The 19,738-nt window shown below is 68.9% G+C and carries 20 protein-coding genes, 1 tRNA gene and 1 pseudogene; 6 read left to right on the forward strand and 16 right to left on the reverse strand.

Annotated features, from left to right (window positions below; genetic code table 11):
- Nucleotides 1-188 precede the first annotated feature (188 nt).
- The 11 genes and pseudogenes from ACIQCS_RS15315 to ACIQCS_RS15365 form a co-directional block, all read right to left on the reverse strand.
- Complete coding sequence (locus tag ACIQCS_RS15315) at nucleotides 189-1,322, reverse strand: OmpA family protein (RefSeq protein WP_280281598.1); 1,134 nt, start codon at nucleotides 1,320-1,322, stop codon at nucleotides 189-191.
- A 102-nt stretch (nucleotides 1,323-1,424) separates the two neighbouring features.
- Nucleotides 1,425-1,931, reverse strand: coding sequence for a DUF2793 domain-containing protein (locus ACIQCS_RS15320; protein WP_345849172.1), 507 nt, complete (start codon nucleotides 1,929-1,931; stop codon nucleotides 1,425-1,427).
- On the reverse strand, nucleotides 1,928-2,545 hold the full coding sequence (locus ACIQCS_RS15325; RefSeq protein ID WP_345849171.1) for an HK97 family phage prohead protease: 618 nt from the start codon (nucleotides 2,543-2,545) through the stop codon (nucleotides 1,928-1,930). Before ACIQCS_RS15325 ends, ACIQCS_RS15320 begins: the two co-directional genes overlap by 4 nt.
- A complete protein-coding gene (locus tag ACIQCS_RS15330; protein WP_345849170.1) occupies nucleotides 2,542-2,847 on the reverse strand; it encodes a DUF6127 family protein in 306 nt (101 codons plus the stop codon). Before ACIQCS_RS15330 ends, ACIQCS_RS15325 begins: the two co-directional genes overlap by 4 nt.
- Nucleotides 2,848-2,892: 45 nt before the next feature.
- Entirely contained in the window at nucleotides 2,893-4,005 is a 1,113-nt protein-coding gene (locus ACIQCS_RS15335; RefSeq protein ID WP_345849169.1) for a phage portal protein, read from the reverse strand.
- 373 nt (nucleotides 4,006-4,378) lie between these two features.
- Entirely contained in the window at nucleotides 4,379-4,690 is a 312-nt protein-coding gene (locus ACIQCS_RS15340; RefSeq protein WP_345849168.1) for an EF-hand domain-containing protein, read from the reverse strand.
- Between the two features lie 137 nt (nucleotides 4,691-4,827).
- Nucleotides 4,828-5,082 (reverse strand): annotated as a pseudogene (locus ACIQCS_RS15345) (hypothetical protein); the annotation flags it as partial.
- A gap of 147 nt (nucleotides 5,083-5,229) precedes the next feature.
- Complete coding sequence (locus ACIQCS_RS15350) at nucleotides 5,230-5,367, reverse strand: hypothetical protein (protein ID WP_345849166.1); 138 nt, start codon at nucleotides 5,365-5,367, stop codon at nucleotides 5,230-5,232.
- A gap of 295 nt (nucleotides 5,368-5,662) precedes the next feature.
- Nucleotides 5,663-6,973 (reverse strand): terminase large subunit domain-containing protein, encoded by a 1,311-nt coding sequence (locus ACIQCS_RS15355; RefSeq protein WP_345849164.1) that lies wholly within the window; start codon nucleotides 6,971-6,973, stop codon nucleotides 5,663-5,665.
- A complete protein-coding gene (locus tag ACIQCS_RS15360; RefSeq protein WP_345849162.1) occupies nucleotides 6,966-7,415 on the reverse strand; it encodes a hypothetical protein in 450 nt (149 codons plus the stop codon). Before ACIQCS_RS15360 ends, ACIQCS_RS15355 begins: the two co-directional genes overlap by 8 nt.
- Before the next feature lie 379 nt (nucleotides 7,416-7,794).
- Nucleotides 7,795-8,559, reverse strand: coding sequence for a DUF1134 domain-containing protein (locus tag ACIQCS_RS15365; protein ID WP_401531256.1), 765 nt, complete (start codon nucleotides 8,557-8,559; stop codon nucleotides 7,795-7,797).
- Nucleotides 8,560-8,713: 154 nt separating this feature from the next.
- Between ACIQCS_RS15365 and ACIQCS_RS15370 the strand changes: the two genes are divergently transcribed.
- The 4 genes from ACIQCS_RS15370 to ACIQCS_RS15385 all read left to right on the forward strand — a co-directional run bounded on the left by ACIQCS_RS15370 (nucleotide 8,714) and on the right by ACIQCS_RS15385 (nucleotide 12,052).
- Nucleotides 8,714-8,803, forward strand: a tRNA-Ser gene (locus ACIQCS_RS15370).
- A gap of 195 nt (nucleotides 8,804-8,998) precedes the next feature.
- On the forward strand, nucleotides 8,999-9,784 hold the full coding sequence (locus ACIQCS_RS15375) for a FadR/GntR family transcriptional regulator (RefSeq protein WP_345849160.1): 786 nt from the start codon (nucleotides 8,999-9,001) through the stop codon (nucleotides 9,782-9,784).
- 127 nt (nucleotides 9,785-9,911) lie between these two features.
- Nucleotides 9,912-11,483, forward strand: a complete 1,572-nt coding sequence (locus tag ACIQCS_RS15380) for an aldehyde dehydrogenase (NADP(+)) (protein ID WP_345849158.1) — start codon at nucleotides 9,912-9,914, stop codon at nucleotides 11,481-11,483.
- 140 nt (nucleotides 11,484-11,623) lie between these two features.
- The gene (locus ACIQCS_RS15385) at nucleotides 11,624-12,052 is read left to right on the forward strand and encodes a nuclear transport factor 2 family protein (RefSeq protein ID WP_345849157.1); all 429 of its coding nucleotides are present in this window, start codon (nucleotides 11,624-11,626) and stop codon (nucleotides 12,050-12,052) included.
- 30 nt (nucleotides 12,053-12,082) lie between these two features.
- Here ACIQCS_RS15385 and ACIQCS_RS15390 read toward each other — a convergent pair whose 3' ends face one another.
- From ACIQCS_RS15390 to ACIQCS_RS15405, 4 genes are read right to left on the reverse strand one after another with little or no spacing between them, the layout of a single operon-like run.
- Complete coding sequence (locus ACIQCS_RS15390) at nucleotides 12,083-13,123, reverse strand: aldose epimerase family protein (protein WP_345849155.1); 1,041 nt, start codon at nucleotides 13,121-13,123, stop codon at nucleotides 12,083-12,085.
- Nucleotides 13,124-13,128: 5 nt separating this feature from the next.
- Nucleotides 13,129-15,591: a glycoside hydrolase family 3 N-terminal domain-containing protein gene (locus ACIQCS_RS15395; protein ID WP_345849154.1), complete on the reverse strand. Its 2,463-nt coding sequence runs from the start codon at nucleotides 15,589-15,591 to the stop codon at nucleotides 13,129-13,131.
- A gap of 43 nt (nucleotides 15,592-15,634) precedes the next feature.
- Nucleotides 15,635-17,155, reverse strand: a complete 1,521-nt coding sequence (locus ACIQCS_RS15400; RefSeq protein WP_345849153.1) for an ABC transporter permease/substrate-binding protein — start codon at nucleotides 17,153-17,155, stop codon at nucleotides 15,635-15,637.
- Nucleotides 17,152-17,919: an ATP-binding cassette domain-containing protein gene (locus tag ACIQCS_RS15405; protein WP_345849151.1), complete on the reverse strand. Its 768-nt coding sequence runs from the start codon at nucleotides 17,917-17,919 to the stop codon at nucleotides 17,152-17,154. Before ACIQCS_RS15405 ends, ACIQCS_RS15400 begins: the two co-directional genes overlap by 4 nt.
- A gap of 54 nt (nucleotides 17,920-17,973) precedes the next feature.
- Here ACIQCS_RS15405 and ACIQCS_RS15410 point away from each other — a divergent pair, with 54 nt between their 5' ends.
- Nucleotides 17,974-18,753, forward strand: a complete 780-nt coding sequence (locus tag ACIQCS_RS15410) for an SDR family oxidoreductase (RefSeq protein ID WP_345849149.1) — start codon at nucleotides 17,974-17,976, stop codon at nucleotides 18,751-18,753.
- Complete coding sequence (locus ACIQCS_RS15415; RefSeq protein WP_345849147.1) at nucleotides 18,750-19,292, forward strand: hypothetical protein; 543 nt, start codon at nucleotides 18,750-18,752, stop codon at nucleotides 19,290-19,292. The genes ACIQCS_RS15410 and ACIQCS_RS15415 overlap by 4 nt, the downstream gene beginning before the upstream one ends.
- 141 nt (nucleotides 19,293-19,433) lie before the next feature.
- Here ACIQCS_RS15415 and ACIQCS_RS15420 read toward each other — a convergent pair whose 3' ends face one another.
- A complete protein-coding gene (locus ACIQCS_RS15420) occupies nucleotides 19,434-19,724 on the reverse strand; it encodes a 4a-hydroxytetrahydrobiopterin dehydratase (protein ID WP_345849145.1) in 291 nt (96 codons plus the stop codon).
- Nucleotides 19,725-19,738: the final 14 nt, after the last annotated feature.

Genomic DNA, 19,738 nt, shown 5'->3' on the forward strand with positions numbered 1-19,738 from the left:
CGCGATTGTGCCTGGCAAGGACCGATTCGATCGGGCGGCGCGCGACGGGAACCTGTCGGTGCGGGCGGCACTGCGGCCATTATCGTCTCGTCGTTTCGGCCCCGCTCGCGCTCCGACGGTAACGCAAAGAAAAAGGGAGGCCGGTTTCCCGACCTCCCCAATTCTCAGTCCTTGCGGACGGGTCTGGCTTAGTTGCCCGAACCCGGACCGTAGGTGACTTCCACGCGACGGTTCTGCAGCTCGCGAACGCCATCGGCGGTCTCGACGCGCGGCTTGCTCTCGCCGAAGGCTTCGGTCGAGATCACACCGGCGGCGATGCCACGGGCGGTCATGTAGGCCTTCACCGAGTCTGCACGACGCTGCGAGAGGCCGACATTGTAGCTGGCCGAGCCCGAGCGGTCGGCGTGGCCAGCCAGCATCACCTGCGCGTTGCCGCAGTTCTGATAGTTGCTGATGGCGTTGTCGAGGATGCTCGCGGCTTCCGGCGTGATGTCCGACTTATCCCAGTCGAAGAACACGATGTACGGTCCCGGGGTGCAGACGACGGTCGGCGTCGGGGTCGGCTCCGGAGTCGGCGTCCAGGTCGGCGTCGGAGTGGGCTCCGGCGTCGGAACCGGCGTCGGGGCCGGGGCCGGGGCGCCGAAGTTGAAGATCAGGCCGCCCAGGATCGAGTGCGAACGGAAACGACCGTCCCACACGCGACCCGAAACGTCGGTGATCTTCACGTTGTCCGCGTTGAAGAAGCGATACTTCAGCGAGATGTCGATCGAGTCGGTCAGCGGAGCGCGGATGCCCGCAATCGCCTGCCAGGCGAAGACCGTGTCCGAATCGTCGATCGAGTCCTGATAGGTGTTCAGGCCGACCTTGTTCTTGACGCGAGCGACACCCACGCCGCCGCCGACAAAGCCCTGCACGCCGGTGTCTTCGCCGAAGTCGAGCAGGCCATTGACCATGAAGCTCAGCGCCGAGGAACGACCGCCAGCATAGCCATAGCTACCCGGGAAGGCGTTGTACGCGGTGCCGGCCGAATTGCGGGCGGGCATGGTGACCGTGCTGTTGAGCCGGTTGACCGAAGCCTGGCGATAGCCGACCTCGGCTTCCGCACGGAACGGACCGAAATCATAACCGACCACGGCGTCGGCATCCCAGCCGGCCTTGTGGTGTACGGTCGCGGCCTGCTTGGCCGTGCCGACGTCGAACTTGATGTCCTCGACGAGCATCGCGCCGCCTTCGACACCCACATACCACGCATCGTCGCGGGCGAGGGCGGGCGTGCTGAGCGCGGTCGTCGCGAGTGCCAGAGTAACGGCAAGCTTCCGCATCTTAATCCCCTTTCATGATTGTCACTACGGACAGCGAAAAACTCAGTACCGAAACGAAAGTTTCTGCGCAAGCGCACAAATCCGGGTACTGTTGCATGAACGTCACAGTCCGCCGTCTTCGATCAGACCATGGGCGCGCAACGCAACCAGTACCGCGGAGATTGCGGCCCGCGCTGCGGCATCAACCACCGTCCCGCCTTCTGGTTCCGGGATCGCGGCGGCGCGGGCGCCGACGACCTGTTCCCCGGCGACGATCAGCCGGCCATGGACCTCGCCCGCGTGCCAGCCGCCCCCCGTGAAGCATGCGTGTCCGGCGTTGCGGCCCAGCCACAGGCGCATGCCTTCCACCGGGGCCGCGAAGCGCCAGCCGCCTTCGGTCCAGCCGGCGATCTCGCGGGCATGGCCCCGCCAGGCCCCCTCGGGCGCATCGCCGATGATCCAGCACTGGCCGGGCAGCGGGTCGGCGGGCGGCGTATCCGCGCCGAGCGCCTCGGCGGCGGCCTGGGTCAGCAGGTCGAGCAGCGCAAGCGCTTCATTGTGATACATTTCCTTTTGCGCCTGGGCTGCGTGCAACAGCGGCAGGGCGAGTCGATGGGTCGTCTCGGTCATGGTTCCTCCCTCCGAATCGGCAAGGTCAGGGTCGCGGCGGGGGAAAGCCCAGCAGCGGTGACCTGGCGGACCTCGATGCGCAGCCCGCCGGGATCGATGGCGGCGCCCAGCCGCATTCCCGGCGCCAGCATGTCCACCGTCCAGCCGGGGCCGGCGACGGGAAGCAGCGTCACGCGGTAACGCTCGCCGCCCGGCTCGATCGCCACGTCCGCGCCGTCCTGCCACCGCGCGCCGGGCCGGCCGCGCCGGGTCCAGTGCAGGTGCACGCTGCCGTCGGGCAGCGACCGCGCGGTCAGGCTCACTTCGATCAGGTCGAGCGCAGTGATCTCGCGCAGCATGCCGCGCCGCGCCTCCCGCACCCGATAGCCGAAGGACAGCCCGGTCACCGCGCCGCGGCGCAGCCGCTCGGCCAATGCCGGCGCCTCGACCCGCCCAATCACGCGCAGGCCGCGCCTGTCCTCGCCGATCGCCTCGATCTCGCCCACGGGCGCGCCCTGGTGCTGCCAGAGCAGCGGCACAGGCCGCGCGCCGGCAAAGGCGCCGCGGCGCACCACATCGCCGCCGCGGTCGGCCGCGTCGAACACCGCGGCATAGCCGGCGAAGCGGACGCTCACCGCAGCCAGCCCGGAAAGCCGAGCTTCACCGCCAGCCCCACCAGCACCAGCGCGGCCACCATCCGCCCCGCCCATTGAAAGGCCGCCTTGAGCGCCGATCGCTTGGCGTCGCGCCAGGCGCCCAGCAGCTCGCGCAGCTCGCTCATGTCCTTGGCGGCGCCCGCATCCTCGAGCCCCAGCCGGGCCAGCGCCCGCTGGGCGCCCAGCGTGCCCGCTTCCTCGGCGATCGCGCGCAGCGTCACCAGCCCGGCGCCTTCGCTCTCGGCCTGGCCGATCAGCTGCGCCAGCGTCTCCTCGCTCATTTCCCGTTCCTTTCCGTGCCGGCCGCTCCGCCAGGAGCAGGCCGATCAGGGGCGCACGCCCACCATTTCGCGTTTCTCGTCGTCGGAGAGGAAGCCGGCCGCGTTCACCTGGGCCCATAGCCGCTCGCGATCCTCGGCCAGCGCGGTCACGCGGTCGAGGTCCACCGCCAGCGTCGCGCCCGGGAACCAGCCCGCCAGCCCCTCGGCGATCCCGCGCAGGATCTTGTCGGCGAGCGGCAGGATGGCGAGCCGCCACAGCGCGCGATTGGCCTCGCGGTAATTGGCATAGGCAGCGTCGCCCGGCAGCCCGAGCAGCATCGGCGGCACGCCGAAGGCCAATGCGATGTCGCGCGCCGCCGCCGCCTTCAGCCCCACGAAATCCATGTCGGCCGGAGTCAGGCTCAGCGCCTGCCATTTCAGCCCGCCCTCGAGCAGCATCGGCCGCCCGGCATTGGCGGCACCGGCGAATCCCGCCTCCATCTCGCGCTTCAGCCGCTCGAACTGGTCGGGCGCCAGCACGCTGCCGTCGCTCGCTTCATGGACGAGCGCGCCCGACGGCCGCGCCGCATTGTCGAGCAGCGCCTTGTTCCAGCGCGCGGCGGCATTGTGGATCGCCACCGCGCCGGCCGCCGCGCCCAGGCAGCCCAGGCCGTAATGATCGTCGACCGGCGAGAAGCTGCGCAGATGGATCACCGCCGGCCGGCCGGCGGCGTCCTCCGCCGCCAGCCGTGCGACATGCTCGCCCACCCGGTAGCGATAGGCGACCGGCCAGCCCCGCGCATCGGGCTCCACTGCCACGCGTTCGGGCCGTAGCGCATAGAGCTCGCGCGGCGTGCCGCCTTCGTCGGTCAGCACCTGCGCATAGCCGTTGCCGTGCAGCAGCAGGTGCGCGGCGAGCGTCTCGATCAGCGGCTGGCCGCCCGAGCGCGCCGTGGCCAGCGCGAGCAGCGCGGGATCGCTCGCGGTCAGCCCGGCGCTGCCGGCGCCTTCGGCGATCAGCTTCACGGCCCGCTGCGCCACCGGATTGTGGCAATAGGCGTCGCGCACCTGCGCTTCGTAGCTGCGCGGCCATTCGCCTAGCGCTCCCATCTGGGTTCCCGCGCGCGACAGCGCCGGCCGCGCGCCTTCGCGCACGGACTTTCGCCCGAACCATCTCATGCCCCGAACCATTTCATGCATCGTCTCCTGAAACCTGGACGGTCCGCCCGCCGCGCATTTTCCCCCGGGTGGAGACCGGGGCTGGTCCTCGACGGAGAGGGACCGGGATGTATCGACAGCCGGGTGGGCACTTCTCTTCCACGCGGCGATTCTCCCCTTTGAGACAAAGTACGCCCGCTTCCGTCATCCCCGCGCAGGCGGGGATGACGGCTATTGGGAAAGCCTTGTCTTTAGGGGATAGGCGCCCCTCTACCCCCGCCCTTGCCGGGAGGGGATGTCGAGTGCCGATATGGCCTGGGACGCGTAGCTGGCTTCACCGTCATCCCGGCTCGAAGCCGGGGTGGCGGCAAAGCGATGCTGCGCAACCCGGGCCTCACCCGCAGGAATCGCTCGCCGCCATCTCCGTCGCGGTCAGCCGACCATCGCGGTTGCAGTCGCGCGTCCAATAGCCCGCGGCCAGCCCGGCGCGCAGCGCATCGCGCTCCATGCCCTGGCCCCGCACCGCCGCCGCGATCATCGCGGCCAGCTCCGTACGGTCGAGCCCGCCGTCCCTGTCCGCATCGAAGCGCGCCACCAGCACGGCGCTTCCCGCGCCGCGCAGCGCGGCGCCGCTCGCCATGCATCCGCACAGCGCCAGCATCCCGGCAAGCGCCATGGCCTGCCGGGTCCGGATCGGTCCCGTCATCTCGGTTCTCCCAATGCTGCAGATTCCGCCCCGGGGAGGGGAAGTGGGTACGAGCGCCGCGAGCCCGCCGGCTAATCGGTTGGAAGGGAAAGGCTGGGTATCGAGCCCGGCCTTTTCCTTTTCAATATCGATGCAAGCTAAGGGGCGAGCGGCTGGAAATAGGCAATGAGAATAGCATAAAGCTGAATCTCATTTAGTTCGTTCATCAAGGTTTGCTCGATCAGCGTGCCGAGCAGCGGGTGAATCTCGTTGTCGTCGGGGACGCCGAGCCAGTAGCCGTTCAGCACGAAGAACTCGAGCATTGCCGCGACGCCGGTTCGCTTGTTCCCGTCCGTATACCCATGATTGCGAGCGATCGCCATGCAAAGACGAATGCCCAGAACAAGGACATCATCATGCCGTCGTAATGATAGAGATTGATCGGAGCCGCGATAGCGCTTTCGACCAGACCTTCATCCTGGACGCCCGCGCGGCCACCAAAGCTATGAATCTGGTCGTCATGGATTTCCCTCACATCTTCAATCGTCAGCCAGGCGGGCTCACTTTCCAAGATATGTCAGGGTGTTCTTATAGCGTTCCTTGATCAGCGCACGCACCTCGGCGCGATCTACATCGGGACGCCGCCGAGTAGTCAGCTTCGGGTGCTGCTCCGCAGGGATCTGGAGCCGGTTAGCCATCTGGACCTCCTGTCTAGAGTTGCCGATACGATATCTAGGTTGAGGACTCATATTCTTGCTTCGTCACCCCGGCCTTGAGCCGGGGTCCCGCTATCTCGCCAGCACAGGAAGAAGCGGGATCCCGGCTCAAGGCCGGGGTGACGGTGAAATATCAGATACTTGTTTGGGTTCTCAACCTAGTGTCGATTCTGCAGCGCTCAAGTCAAGAAAGGGTGACCGGCGCCCTATGGCTCGGCGAGGCGAGGTGACGCTTATGTGCCACCAGCAAGCACGATCCCGATCGACCCCCTTTGCCTCACAACATCCGGATCGCCGCCCGTCCGCGCCGGCTCAGCATCAGCTCGGTCACGGCCCATACCAGCGCGTCGGCCCGGTCCGGCGAGCGGCCGGGGCCTTCATAGCCGCCGCCCGCCACCAGCCCGCACAGTTCGTCCTCCAGCGCCGGAAAGGCACCGGCGTGGCGCACCTTGCCCGCCTCGTAGAGCAGGCTCACCGGCTCGGCGCGCGCCGCCTTGCCCTGGCTGGCGTGCACCAGCTTCACCGGCAGCCCGTTGTCGGCGCCGCGCAGCACGCTCTCCACCATGGCGCCGCCCTGGTTCTTCTCCGCCACCACCCGGTCGGCGCCGTGCCGTCCGGCACAGGCCGCCACCGCCCGCGCCCAGCCCTCGGGCGTGGCGCCCGAGACGCTGGCGTCCTCGATCACATAGGCCCTGCCGTCGCGGCCCAGCGCCACCGCCACGATCCCGCAGGCATCGCCCCCGATGCCCGCCGGCGGATCGACGCCGATCACGCAGCGCGCCCGCTCGGGCACCGCCCGCGTCCGGCACCGCTCGATCACGGCGCGCGGCCACAGCGCGCCCTGCACGTCGTCGATCATCTCCCCGTCCAGCTCCTGCCGGCCGAGCCGGGTGCCGCCATAATCGGCGATCATCGCCTCGACGAAGCTGCGCGGCAGCCAGGGATTGCCCCGCGTCTGCCCGAAGGTCGGCACGAAGCCGGGCAGCGCCATCACCTTGCGCATCAGCTTCACCGGCCGGGGCGTCGTCGTCACCAGCACCTGGGGCGTCTCGCCCAGGCGCAGGCCCAGCATCATATTGTCCCATGCCGCCTCGCCGCCCCGGCCCCATTTCGCCAGCTCGTCGCACCAGGCGAAATGATGTTCCGGGCCGCGCAGCCCCTCGGGCGCGACGGCGGAATAGACGTGCGCCCGCGCGCCGCCGGGGAACAGGAGCTCGCCCGAGCTGCGGTGCCATGTCAGTTCCTCGTCCCGCCGCGCCACTGCCAGCAAGCCGCTCGTCCCCTCGATCATCACCTGGCGCACTTCGTCCACGGTCGCGCCCACCAGCGCGATCCGGGCGTCCGGATTGGCCCGGGCCCGCGCGCTCACCCATTCGGCGCCGGCCCGGGTCTTGCCGAAGCCCCGGCCCGCCCGGATCATCCAGACGCGCCAGTTCCCGGGCGGCTCGCGCTGGCCGCCATGCGCCCATTGCCACCAGCGCTCGGCATATTCGCGCCGCTGCGGCGCGTTGAGCGCATGGAGCAGGCTCACGCGCTCGGCGGGATCGAGCGCGAGCACGCGTTCGAACAGCGCCTCGCCGTCAATCACGGTCGCGCTCCAGGGCGCGGGCGCGGTCGATCGCCTCCAGCTTCTTCAGGATCGCCTTGTTGGTGTCCTCGGGGTCCGCCCGGCGCAGCGGCGGCCCGCCGCGCCATTTGCCCTGCAGGCTCCGGCGATGCGCCTCGAGCAGCTGAATCAGCAGCTTCATGTCGATCTGCCCGCCGTCCAGCCGCGTGATCGTCTTTCCCGGATTGCCCGAGAGCAGATGCCCGAGCAGCTCGGTCTCCAGCATCTCGTATCCGGCGAGCAGCGCCTCGTGCCATTCCTCCATGAAGCTCGGGTCCTTGCGTCGCAGCCGGTAAACGCTCTGCGGAGTCACCTGCGCCGCCATCGCCGCCTGGCGCACATTGCAGGTGCCCGCCAGCTCGTCGAGAAAGGCCGCGCGCTTCTTCTTGGTCCAGCGCGTCCAGCTCCGGTCAGCCTGTTCCACAACGCCTCTCCCGAAATGAAAAGGGGATCGTATCGACTGCCGGCGGCGCGTGCCGGTGCCGGCGGCGCTCTGGGGCCGCCTGGTGGCATGTGCGGGATCCGGGGCGCTCGCCCCGTCCGTGCGGCGCGGCGCTCCCCGATGCGGGGCGCCGGCCGTGCCGCAGGCGTTTGCAGTCGATGTGATCGTCCATGAAAAAGGGCCGGAAGGCATTGCCGCCCCGGCCCGACTCGCAATTCTTCAGCGTGCCTTGCTTGTGCCATATCAGCGTTGCGATGTCAAGCGAAAAGTGCCTATATGGTTCGCCCGCAAGTGTGCGACATCGCGGGGCCGGTGCGGGTGCCGGTGCGCGCGAATGCCGATGCTGTCGGGGATCGGTGCCCTAGAAGGGCAGCCAGCGCTTCTTCTCGCTGAACTTCATATAGCCGGCGTTCACGCCCAGCCGCCAGCCCACGCCCAGGCGGACGGGGATCAGCACCACATCGCCGCGCCGCAGATAGGAGGCGGAGAGGCCGCCGACGAAATAGGCGCGGCCTTCGCCCTGCGGGAAGCGCTTGTACAGCTCCTGGCTGTCATAGAGATTGTAGACGAGGACGAACACCTTGTTGGCGTCGCCGCCCAGGTCGAAGCCGATCGACGGGCCGGTCCAATAGACCTTTCGCTGGCCCTCGACCTTGTGGAACATCATGCCCGATCCATAGCGCAGGCCCACGCCGACCGCGCCCGCGGCCTCGCTGCCGGCGATATAGGCATTGGGCTCGCCCTGGTCCTTGAGGATGTCCTCGATCAGCTTGCCCAGGCCCGATGCGCCCTTGCCGAACACGCCTTCGGCGGCGCCGACCAGTTCCTCGCGCTGATAGGTGGTGGCCTGCTGGCGGGCGCTCGCGGCGGGGGCATAGGGGGCCTGGCCGGCGGGGCCGGGCTGCTGCTGCTGTGCGGGATAGGGGTCGTCCTGCGCGGGCGGCGCGTCCTGGCGCTGCTGCGCGGGGGCGGCATAGGGGTCCCGGGCGGGAGGCGGGGTGTGCAGGTCCGAATCGATCGCGGTGTTGGGATCGATCGTGGTCATCTGCTGCTGCGCCGCGGCAGGCAGGGCGCCCATCGCGAGCGCGGCCGTCGCCGCCGTCAACACCAGATCCCGAACGCGCATGGTCGAATTACCCCAGCCCAGCAGATGCCCGATCTATAGAGGGCATGGCTGTCCCGGCAATGAACGAGCGGCGGATCGAGTCGATTTCACGTCAAGCTGGGCGTTGATTGCTCGGAAACCCCTCGCTATAGCGCTCGCCTTCGAGCCGTTATCCGGAGACGTGGGTGAGTGGCTGAAACCAACGCTTTGCTAAAGCGTCATACGGGAAACCGTATCGAGGGTTCGAATCCCTCCGTCTCCGCCAACTCGACAAGCCTATGATCTTGCAGGTTTTTTCTGAAATCCCGCGCCAGGGCGGGCGGCTTTGCGTGCCCGGTGTTTCCAACTTTTCCTACGATCGGCACGGCTCTTGGCAGTGGGATGCAAAGGGCCTAGGGATTCGGACCATGCCCAGCTGGCGGACGAAATCTTCCGTATTCGCCATCGCCTAGGAAATTCGATGCGAGGCGCTTCCTCCACGCTCACCGAAAGAAAGCCCCGTTCGCGCAAGCCCCGGCCGCGTTCCCTGCGCCTGCACGGCACCGTCGCCCGGACGCTCGGCGTCCGCATCGTCTCCGGCGAGATCGCGCCGGGCGAGATCCTCGACGGCGAGATCGCCGCGAGCGAGCAGTTCAGGGTCTCCCGCACCGCCTATCGCGAGGCGATCCGCATTCTGGCGGCCAAGGGCCTGGTCCATTCCCGTCCCAAGATCGGCACCCAGGTAAGCCCGCGTCGCGAATGGCATCTGCTCGATCCGGACGTGCTCAGCTGGATCTTCGCCGGGGCGCCCGACGATGCGCTGATCGAGAGCCTGTTCGAGCTGCGTCGCATCGTCGAGCCCGATGCCGCCCGCCTCGCCGCGCTGCGCCGCACGCCCGAGCAGCTTGCCCGGATGCAGCAAGGGCTCGCCGGCGTCGATCGCCATGGCTTCGACTCCGAGGAAGGGCGATGCTGCGACGAAGCGTTCCACTCCGCGCTGCTCGAGGCTTCGGGCAATGATTTCATCATGTCGCTCACCAGCGGCGTGGCCGCGGCCATCGAGCTGACCACTGCGTTCAAGCAGCGGCACCTGCCCGCCCCGCACGACGCGCTGCCGGTGCACCTCGCGGTGCTCGAGGCGATCGAGGCGCAGGATGCCGAACGCGCGCACGATGCGATGGCCCGGCTGGTCGAGCGCGGTTTCCAGGACACGATGGAAGCGCGCAAGCCCGTGAACAGCGTCGGCAGCCGGCGCGCCGCCCGCTGAGCATCCGTCCGATCGCGCCGTCCCGCAACTTCACAGGCGTGCCCGATTGCTTTTTGGCACGGTGCTGCCTAAGTCCCGCATGGGCAATGTTACCGCTAACGTAAATCGTAAAGACAGGAGAGCAGGCATGGCGCTGACCGGCGAATTGTTCATTGCTTCGAAGCGGGTGCGCCGCGACGGGCCGGGTTTTCGGGCCGTGGCCGCCTCGACCGGCGCGCCGCTGGAGCCGAGCTTCGACATGGCGACGCGGGAAGATGTCGAGGCTGCCGCAGCTGCCGCCGAGGCCGCTTTCCCCGTCTACGCCAATCTGCCGCGCGAGCAGCGTGCCGCCTTTCTGGAGGCGATCGCCGACGAGATCGACGCATTGGGCGAGACGCTCACCGAGCGTGCGATGCAGGAAAGCGGCCTGCCGCACGCCCGCCTCACCGGCGAGCGCGGCCGCACCTCGGGCCAGTTGCGGCTCTTCGCGAGGGAATTGCGTCTCGGCGAGTATCTGCGTGCGCGCATCGATCACGCGATCCCCGATCGGCAGCCTGCCCCCAAGCCCGACCTGCGCCTACGCATGATCCCGCTCGGCCCGGTCGTGGTGTTCGGCGCTTCCAATTTCCCGCTCGCCTTCTCGGTCGCCGGCGGCGACACCGCCTCGGCGCTCGCCGCGGGCTGTCCGGTGATCGTGAAGGGGCATTCCGCCCATCCCGGCACGTCGGAGCTGGTTGCCGGAGCGATCGCTCGCGCCGTCGAGAAGACCGGCATGCCCGCAGGCACATTCTCGCTGATCAACGGCGCCGGCAATGAAGTCGGCGCGGCGCTCGTCTCCGATCCGCGGGTCAAGGCAGTTGGCTTCACCGGCTCGCGCGGCGGCGGCACGGCGCTGATGAAGATCGCCGCGAACCGTCCCGTGCCGATCCCCGTCTATGCCGAGATGAGCAGCATCAACCCGGTATTCCTGTTGCCGCATGCGCTCGAAGCGCGGGCCGAGGCGCTGGGCAAGGGATATATCGCGAGCCTGACCATGGGTGCCGGCCAGTTCTGCACCAATCCCGGCCTCGTCCTGGCGCTGGAAAGCCCGGCGCTGGACCGCTTCCTCGCCGCGGCGACCGAAGCGGTGTCGGGCGTGGCGGCGCAGACCATGCTCACCCCCGGCATCCTCCAGGCTTATGAGAGCGGTGTCGCCCGCTGGGCCGCGGCGCCGGGGCTGACCCGGGTCGCGCAGGGGCAGGAAGGTTCGGCCAGCTGCGGGCGTGCCGCGCTGTTCACCATGACCGGCGCGGACTTCATCGCCGATCCCAGCCATGCCGAAGAGGTCTTCGGCGCCGCCTCGCTGCTGGTGCGCTGCGCCGATCTGGACGAGATGCTTGGCGTCGTCTCGCTGCTCGAGGGCCAGCTCACCGCGACTCTGCATCTCGATGATGCCGATACCGAGACCGCGACCAGGCTGTTGCCGATCCTCGAGCGGCTGGCCGGCCGCATCCTCGCCAATGGCTGGCCGACCGGTGTCGAAGTAACCGACGCGCAGGTCCATGGCGGGCCGTTCCCGTCGACGGCGGATGGCCGCAGCACTTCGGTCGGCACGCTGGCGATCGACCGTTTCCTGCGACCGGTTGCCTATCAGGACCTGCCGGCGGCGCTGCTTCCCGCCGAACTGCGTGACGGCGATGCGGGCGTGCCGCGCCGCGTCGACGGCAAGCCGACGCTATAGCCTCCATCCCGCTTCCCACCCGGGAAGCGGAAGGAACCTGGGATGCCGTTCATCCCATCCGCCGCGCGTTCGGCCCGGGCCGGGTGCACGGCCCCATGGCATGGGCCAGGCTGGAGACCTCCCCGCAACCGGAGGTCTCCATGCGTTCCCTGATCCTCGCCGCCAGCCTGGTCCTTGTTGCCGCGCCCGCCCATGCGCAGGACAAGGACGAGGCCGGCGCGCGTACCGCCGTGAACCATTATCTTGCCGGCCATGCGACCGGCAGCGCGGCCGAGTTCGGCGCGGCCTTTCATCCCAAGGCGATGCTCTACTGGAACCGCGACGGGAGCTTCGCCGCGCGGACGCTCGCCGATTTCATCGCCGCCGCTGCGACCGGAAAGCCGGCGGTGGACGAGGCGCGGCGCAGGCGCTGGATCGAGAGTCTCGACGTTACCGGCAATGCCGGCATGGCCAAGGTGGTGCTCGACTATCCGAGCGTGCGCTTCGTCGACTATCTCTCGCTGGTGAAGGCGGACGGCGAGTGGCGCATCGTCAACAAGATCTTCCAGGCCGAGCGGAAAGAGCAGTGACGCCGATTCCTCCCCCGCCGGGGAGGGGAGTCAGGAAGCGAACGCCTCCTCGATGCTTGCGGCGGTGCGAAACCGGAAGGCGATGTCGTGGCGGTATGGCACGCCCGGATCGAGCCTGGGCGAGGGGAAGTCCGGCCGGTTCGGGCTGTCCGGAAATTTCTGCGGCTCCAGGCAGAGCCCGGCACGCGCGGCATAGCTTTGCCCGCTCGTTCCCGGCGCGCCGCCGGCAAGGTGGTTGCCCGAATAGAATTGCAGCCCCGGTTCGCTGGAGTGGAGATCGAGCACGCGGCCCGAGCTGGGATCGAACAGGGTTGCCACCCGGCGGACGCGCCCATCCGCGCCGTCGATCACGAAATTATGGTCATAACCCTGGCCGCGCCGAAGCTGCTCGTCGTCCGCATCGATCTCCGCGCCGATTCGCCTGGGCATGCGGAAGTCAAAGGGCGTGCCGGTCACCTCGGCCAGCGCGCCGGTGGGGATCAGCTCGGCGTCGATCGAGGTGGTCCGGCGTGCGGGGATGCGCAGCAGGTGATCGAGGATCGTCTCTCCGCTCGCCTCGCCGGCCAGGTTGAAATAGGCATGATGCGTGAGATTCACGACCGTTGGCGCGTCGGTGGCCGCGGTCAGGCGGATCGCCAGCCCGTCCGCCTCGATCACGTACTGGACCTCGGTCGTCAGCGTGCCCGGGAAGCCGTTATGCCCCGTGGGGCTGATGTGGCGGAACCGGACCGAGTCCTCGGATCGGGCCACCAGATCCCAATATTGCTGGTCGAGGCCGAACGGCCCCGAATGAAGACTGTTCGCCCCGTCATTCGCCGCGAGACGATGGGTGACGCCGTCGAGCATGAAACGCGCCCCGCCGATGCGGTTGGCATAGCGGCCGGTCACCGCGCCGTAGAAGCGTGGCGGCCCGCGATACTCCTCAAGGTCCGCGAAGCCGAGTACCACATTCGCCGGATTGCCCAGGCGGTCCGGCACTTCGAGCACCCGTAGCGCCGCGCCGAGCGTGATCAGCTCGGCACGATAGGGGCCGCGGGCGATCGCGACCGCCTCGATCCGATCGCCCGCCATCATCGTCACTTGGTGCCGGGACAGATCGAATTGGCGGGATCCGACACGATCCGCGCATCGGCCAGGCTGAACGCCAGCGGTCCCGAGGCGCCGATCACCACCGGGGCCGAGACGGCGTGCATGTCGGTGCCGTTCGCCTGATAGCATTTGAGCAGGATCTTCACCGTGCGCCACTTGCCGGTCTCGCCGGTGAACAGGCCGGTTGCGTCCAGGCCCTTGCCATCGCCCATGCCGAGCGTCACCGTGCCGGTCGCCGCGCGATCGAGGCGGTAGGTGAGAGCCAGCGACAGGTCGCCATTGGCTTCGCGGCCAAGGTCGATCGGTGCGCCGCCGCCGATGCTCAGCCGTGCCGGGCCGCCGGTCCAGCGCAGCTGCTGCGCGCCTTCCTGGGTCTGCGGTCCATCGATCGGGGCGCGGGTGATCTTCGATTCGGTGGCGAAGGCGAAGGGCTTGGGCGTCACGCCCTTGGCGAAATAGACGCTGGTGTTGAGCGCCGAGGCATCGAAGCCGGGCTCCTCGCCCAGCGTCGCGACCGTGCCTGGCGTGGCGTAGCGCAGCCCATAGCCGAGCGCGAACAGCGGATCATAGCCCGGATCACCCTTGTTGAGCGTGAACTGGCCGGCGTCCTTCGGCCAGCTGAACGACAGCGTGCCATGAAAGTCCCTGCGCGGCTTGCCCGCCTTGTCGCCGATGATCACGTCGGCGATGCCCGCGCCTTCGCTGCCCGGCAGCCAGGCGGCGACGAAGGCGTCCGAGGCATTGATCTCGGGGTTCACCCAGAGCGGCCGGCCCGAGAGGAACACCGAGACGGTCGGCACGCCCGCGGCCTTCAGCTTCCGGAGCATGGCCAGCGCCTGCTTGTCGCCGGGCTGGAACTCCAGCGTCGCGATGTCGCCGCGCATTTCGGCATAGGGCTGCTCGCCGAACACCACGATCGCGACATCGGGCCTGGCGGTGAAGCTGCCGTCCGCCGAGAGCGTCGCGGTGCCGCCGCCGGCCTTCACTGCCGCGGCGATGCCGGAGAAGATTGTCTGGCCATTGGGGAACATCGAATTGTCGTTGCCGTCCCCCTGCCAGCTCAGCGTCCAGCCGCCGGTCTGCTGCGCCATCGAATCGGCACCCGGGCCGGCGACCAGCACGTTTGCCGACGCCCTGATCGGCAGCGTGCCTTGGTTCTTGAGCAGCACCAGCGACTTGGCCACCGCTTCGCGGGCGATCGCGCGGTGCTCGGCATTGCCCAGCACGCCGGCCTTGCCTTCGATCGGGCGGGCGGGATCGAACAGGCCGAGCTTCACCTTCACGCGCAGGATGCGGCGCACTGCGTCGTCGATGCGGGCCATCGGAATGGTGCCGTCCCCGGCATGGCGGACAGTGCTTTCGAACAGGCCCTTCCAGCTGTCCGGCGCCATCGCCATGTCGAGCCCGGCGTTGAAGGTCCGGGCGCAATCCTCCTTGGTGCAGCCAGGCACCTGGCCATGGCCGTTCCAGTCGCCGACGACGAAGCCCTGAAAGCCCATCCGGCCCTTCAGCACATCGGTGAGCAGCGATTCGTTGCCGTGCATCTTTGCGCCGTTCCAGCTCGAATAGCTGGCCATCACGGTGAGCGCGCCGGCCTGGATCGCGGGGACATAGCCCTGGGCGTGCGTCCTGATCAGCGCATCCTCGGACAGGCGGGTATCGCCCTGGTCGACGCCGCCAAAGGTGCCGCCATCGCCGAGGAAATGCTTCGCCGACGCCGCGACATAGCCTTGCTGAATGCGGTTCTTCGTGCCGGGCGCGCCCTGGAGGCCGAGGATCATCTCGCCGGCATAGGAGCGGACCACCGCCGGATCCTCCGAATAGCCTTCATAGCTGCGCCCCCAGCGATCGTCCTGCGGGACGGCGAGCGTGGGGCCGAACGCCCAGTCGGGCCCGGTCGCGGCGGTCTCCGCGGCGGTGGCCTGGCCGATGCGGCGGATCAGCGCGGGATCGTGCATCGCGCCGAGGCCGATATTGTGTGGGAAGATGGTTGCGCCGATCACGTTGTTGTTGCCGTGCACGGCGTCGATGCCGAAGATCAGCGGGATCGGCTGATGCTTGCCGCGCGGCTCCATCGCGACCTTGCGGAAGGCCCGGGCAGTCTCGACCCAGGGCGCCTGGGGAGAGCGATCGGGCGCGCCGAGCGGCGGCGAGCTGCCGCCCGCCAGGATCGAGCCGAGCGGATATTGGCGCAGCTCCTCGGGCTTCATCGCGCCGATGTCCGCCTGGATCATCTGGCCGACCTTCTCCTCCAGCGTCATCTGCGCCATCAGATCGGTGACGAACTTCTCGGTCGCGGGATCGACCAGGCCCTGCGAGCCGGCGGTCGGCCATTTGGCGGGATTGGCGGCCTGCTGGCCAGACAGCGTTGTCGGCGCGTGCTGCGCAAAGGCGGGCGACGCGGCCCAGATCATGGCGGTCGACAGCAGAAGCTTCAGGCCTGGCTGCATTTCACTCTCCTCTTTTTTATATTCTGGTAGCGATAACAGAAATTCATCGGGCTAGTCCACGCGCCAGCCAGCGGGCGGCCGCGTCGGGGCTTGCCTTGTCGTCGTCGCGATCGACCATGTAGTTGGCCCGGCGCATCCGCTCGACCGGGATCGCGCCGATGAGCGGCTTGAGCGCCGCCTGGAAGCGCAGGTCGTCGGCGCGGCCGGGGGCGAGCAGCAGGATCGCATCATATCCGGGGATCGCGCCCTTGGGATCGGCCAGCACGGTGAGCCCGTCCGCCGCGATCCTGCCGTCCGAGGAGAAAGCGGGGATCACGTCCGCGCTGCCGGAGGCGAGGGCGCGATACATGAAGGTCGGCTGATAGGGATGGGCCGACTTGAAGCTCAGGCCATATGCCTTCTTCACCGCCGCCCATTCGGGGCGATCGAGGAACTCGACATCGGTGGCGAGGTTCAGGCTGCCCGCGACCGGTGCCAGATCGGCGATGCTGGCGATGCCGCGCTTCCTGGCGTCGTCGCCCCGCATCGCGAAGGCATAGGCATTCTCGAACCCCAGCGAGCCGAGCAGCGTCACCTTGTGCCGGTCGCGGGCCCAGTCCGCGACGCCGCGCACGATGGCGTCGCGCGGCGGCACGTCGCTGCGCCGCATCTGGTTGGTCCAGATCGTGCCCGAATAATCGACATAGACATCGACATCGCCGCTCGCGAGCGCGCTGAACGCGACCGCGGAGCCGAGCCCTTCCCGGTAGCGGACCCGGTATCCCGCCGCTTCCAGCCGGTGCCCGATCAGCCGGGCGAGGATATATTGCTCGGAAAAGCCCTTGGCGCCGATGGTGACGGTGCCGCGTGCCGCCGGCAGCGCCGGGACGAGCGCCAGCGCCATCGCGACCAGCAGCGTGCCCAGGCTGCCCCACACCAGCCCCCGCTTCCGCTTTGCGATCCCGTGCTCGGCCAGTCCCAGCAGCCCGTCCACCGCCAGCGCGAGCGCTGCGGCGGCGATGCAGCCGGTCAGCACCAGCGACCAGTTCTGCGTCTGGAGGCCGGCGAAGATCAGGTCGCCCAGGCTCGGCTGGCCCACCGTGGTCGACAGCGTCGCCGCGCCGATCGTCCACACCGCGGCGGTGCGGATGCCGGCCATCAGCACCGGCAGGATCAGCGGCGCCTCGACCAGGCGCAGCTTCTGCGCCGCCGTCATCCCCACGCCGTCGGCCGCCTCGATCACCGCGGGATCGATGTTCGCCAGCCCGGTGACGCCGTTCCGCAGGATCGGCAGCAGCGCGTACAGCGACAGTGCGAGCAGCGAGGGCAGGAAGCCCAGCGCCGGAATGCCGCCGCCGACCAGCGCCGAGAGCGAGAGCAGGATCGGATAGAAGAGCGCAAGCAGGGCGAGGCTCGGAATCGTCTGGACGAGGCTGGCAAAGCCCAGCGCGACGCGCCCCACCAGCCGGTTGCGCGCCGAGATCACTGCCAGCGGCAGCGCGATCGCCAGCCCGAGCAGCAGCGCCGCCAGCGCCAGCAGCAGATGCTGGGCGAGCAGTTCGGGCACGCGGGCCAGCGCGTTCATTCCTCCAGCTCCGCCAGCCGGTGCGCCTGTTCGCGCGGCACGGCGACCAGCGCGTCCGCCACCGCGCCGCCCTTGCCGGCGAGCAGTTCGCGCGGCGTGGCATCGGCGACGATCCTGCCCTTCTCCATCACCAGCACGCGATCGGCCAGCAGCAGCGCCTCGGCCATGTCGTGCGTGACGAGGATGGTGGTGAGGCCCATCCGGTCGTGCAGCGCGCGGATCGCCTTGCCCAGCCCGTCACGCGTGACGGGATCAAGCGCGCCGAAGGGCTCGTCCATCAGCAAGATGCCAGGCCCGGTCGCCAGCGCCCGCGCCACGCCCACGCGCTGGCGCTGGCCGCCCGAAAGCGCATCCGGCATGCGCCCCGCCGTCTCGGGCGGCAGCTCGACCAGCTCGAGCAGCTCGACGATCCGCGCGGCCATGTCCTTCTCGCCCGCCAGCCGCAGTCCGATGGCGATGTTCTCGCCCACGCGCATGTGCGGGAACAGGCCGACATTCTGGAAGACATAGCCGATCCGCCGCCGCAGCGCCGGCGCGGGGCCGGCATCCACCGGCGCGTCGCCCACCAGCACCGCGCCTTCGCTCGGCACGATCAGCCGGTTGACCATCTTGAGCAGCGTCGACTTGCCCGATCCCGAAGCGCCCACCAGCGCCACGAAGCTGCCCGCCGCCACGTCCAGCGACACGCCATCCACGGCTCTCACGCCCCCCGGCCAGACCTTGCTGACATTTTTGAAGGTAACGGAGCGGCTTTGCTCTGGCATCGCGGTGCTTTGTGCGGGATGAAATGGCAAAGGTCAAAAGAGGAGGGCGAGGCAATGGCCAAGGCGGCATTCATCACGGGCGGCGCATCGGGTATCGGTTTCGCCGTCGCGAAGAGCCTAGCGGCGGACGGCTGGCTGGTCGGGCTGGCCGATGTCAACGCGGCCGGGCTGGAAGCGGCGAAGGCCGCGATCCCCGGCGCCGAGACCTATGCGATGGACGTGCGCGACCGCGACGCATGGCAGGCCGCGCTCGCCGATTTCGCGGGCAGGAGCGGCGGCCGGCTCGACTTCCTGTTCAACAATGCCGGGATCGCGGTGGGCGGCCAGCTGGAAACCATGTCCGACGCGGACATCGATCGCGGCCTTTCGATCAACATCAACGGCGTCGTCCATGGCGCGCGCGCCGCGCACGACCTGCTCAAGGCCACGCCGGGATCGGCGATGATCGTCACCAGCTCGGCCGCCGGTATTTCGGGCAATGCGGGCATGTCGATCTACAGCGCCGGCAAGTTCGCGATGCGCGGCTTCGCCGAGGCGCTCAATGCCGAATGGGGGCAGGAGGGCATCTATGTCGGCTCGCTGATGCCCAGCTTCATCGAGACGCCGCTGCTCAACCATGTCACTCAGGATTCGAACCGCAACGTGCGCGAATCGGTGCGTGCCGCCGGGCTGGAGATCACCCCGGTCGAGGAAGTGGTGAAGACCGTCCGCCACATGCTGGACGCGCGCAAGGCAGTGCACACCCGCGTCGGCAAGACCGCGCACCGCCTCTGGTTCATGGCGCGCTGGATGCCCGGCACGCTGCGCAAGCTTCAGCAACGGGCGTTCAAGTGAGCGGGCGGGAGGGCTCGGACTCCCGCCGCCCGATCTTCCACCGGGACCGGATGGAATATTGGGCGTTCGTCGGCCAGATCGTCAGCGCGCTCGCGGTGGTGCTCTCGCTCGTCTTCGTCGGGATCCAGCTCTACGAGAGCAACCGGGTCGCGGCGCGCAGCGAAGCGAACGACACCCAGGCGCAATGGGCGGCCTTTCGCGCCTCGATCTACGGCTCGCGCGACATCGCCGAGATGTTCCGGGCCGGCATGGACGGCAGCCGGCCGCTCGACCCCGCCGACAGGCTGCGCTTCGACTATCTGATGCGCGAGCATGGCTGGGCGACCTATCAGGTCTGGCAGCGCGTCCAGGAAGGGCTGATGCCCCGCGCGCATTACGAGCAGGGCCAGGGCCTGGATTTCGTGCGGGTGATCTGCACGCCCGGCGGCGGCGCCGTCTGGGCCCGGATCAAGGCCGAGCTGCCCAGGCCCTATGCCGCCGACACCGACCGGCTGGCGGCGGACTATGCGCGCGCCACCAAGCTGCGCTGCGGATCCTAGGCTGATCGCGCCGCGCAACGATGCCGCGCTCGCGGTCGCCCACCGGTCAAAGAGCGGCCGGACGGGAGCCCGGCCGGCCGGGCCAAGCAGGCGAAATCCGACATTGCAAGCCGGGCACGCCGGCCCATGCCGGCGGCGGCCCTAGAGCAGCGCGTCGATCGCCTGCGCCATCTGGATGTCGCGGGTGGAGAGGCCGCCGGCGTCGTGCGTGGTCAGCAGGATGTCGACCTTGTTCCACACGTTGGACCATTCGGGATGATGGTCCGCCTTCTCGGCGAGCAGCGCCACGCGCGCCATGAAGCCGAAGGCCTGGTTGAAGTCCTTGAACGCGAAGTGCCGGGTGATCGCGTCGCGCGTCGGATCCCATTGCCATTCGGGCAGCGCCGCGAGCGATTCCTCGCGAAGTCCATCCGTCAGACGCGCCACCATCACTGCCTCCCTTGCCG

Source organism: Sphingomonas sp. NPDC092440 (genome assembly GCF_044754985.1).
Lineage (GTDB): Bacteria > Pseudomonadota > Alphaproteobacteria > Sphingomonadales > Sphingomonadaceae > Sphingomonas.

Excerpts from the sequence above, each read along its gene's own strand:
- ACIQCS_RS15395 (WP_345849154.1), bottom strand. The coding sequence starts at position 15,591 with ATGCAGCCAGGCCTGAAGCTTCTGCTGTCGACCGCCATGATCTGGGCC.
- ACIQCS_RS15330 (WP_345849170.1), bottom strand. The coding sequence starts at position 2,847 with ATGAGCGAGGAGACGCTGGCGCAGCTGATCGGCCAGGCCGAGAGCGAA.
- ACIQCS_RS15350 (WP_345849166.1), bottom strand. The coding sequence starts at position 5,367 with ATGGCTAACCGGCTCCAGATCCCTGCGGAGCAGCACCCGAAGCTGACT.
- ACIQCS_RS15405 (WP_345849151.1), bottom strand. The coding sequence starts at position 17,919 with ATGCCAGAGCAAAGCCGCTCCGTTACCTTCAAAAATGTCAGCAAGGTC.
- ACIQCS_RS15380 (WP_345849158.1), top strand. The coding sequence starts at position 9,912 with ATGGCGCTGACCGGCGAATTGTTCATTGCTTCGAAGCGGGTGCGCCGC.
- ACIQCS_RS15335 (WP_345849169.1), bottom strand. The coding sequence starts at position 4,005 with ATGAGATGGTTCGGGCGAAAGTCCGTGCGCGAAGGCGCGCGGCCGGCG.
- ACIQCS_RS15390 (WP_345849155.1), bottom strand. The coding sequence starts at position 13,123 with ATGGCGGGCGATCGGATCGAGGCGGTCGCGATCGCCCGCGGCCCCTAT.
- ACIQCS_RS15320 (WP_345849172.1), bottom strand. The coding sequence starts at position 1,931 with ATGACCGAGACGACCCATCGACTCGCCCTGCCGCTGTTGCACGCAGCC.
- ACIQCS_RS15410 (WP_345849149.1), top strand. The coding sequence starts at position 17,974 with ATGGCCAAGGCGGCATTCATCACGGGCGGCGCATCGGGTATCGGTTTC.
- ACIQCS_RS15385 (WP_345849157.1), top strand. The coding sequence starts at position 11,624 with ATGCGTTCCCTGATCCTCGCCGCCAGCCTGGTCCTTGTTGCCGCGCCC.
- ACIQCS_RS15400 (WP_345849153.1), bottom strand. The coding sequence starts at position 17,155 with ATGAACGCGCTGGCCCGCGTGCCCGAACTGCTCGCCCAGCATCTGCTG.
- ACIQCS_RS15315 (WP_280281598.1), bottom strand. The coding sequence starts at position 1,322 with ATGCGGAAGCTTGCCGTTACTCTGGCACTCGCGACGACCGCGCTCAGC.
- ACIQCS_RS15340 (WP_345849168.1), bottom strand. The coding sequence starts at position 4,690 with ATGACGGGACCGATCCGGACCCGGCAGGCCATGGCGCTTGCCGGGATG.
- ACIQCS_RS15365 (WP_401531256.1), bottom strand. The coding sequence starts at position 8,559 with ATGCGCGTTCGGGATCTGGTGTTGACGGCGGCGACGGCCGCGCTCGCG.
- ACIQCS_RS15375 (WP_345849160.1), top strand. The coding sequence starts at position 8,999 with ATGCGAGGCGCTTCCTCCACGCTCACCGAAAGAAAGCCCCGTTCGCGC.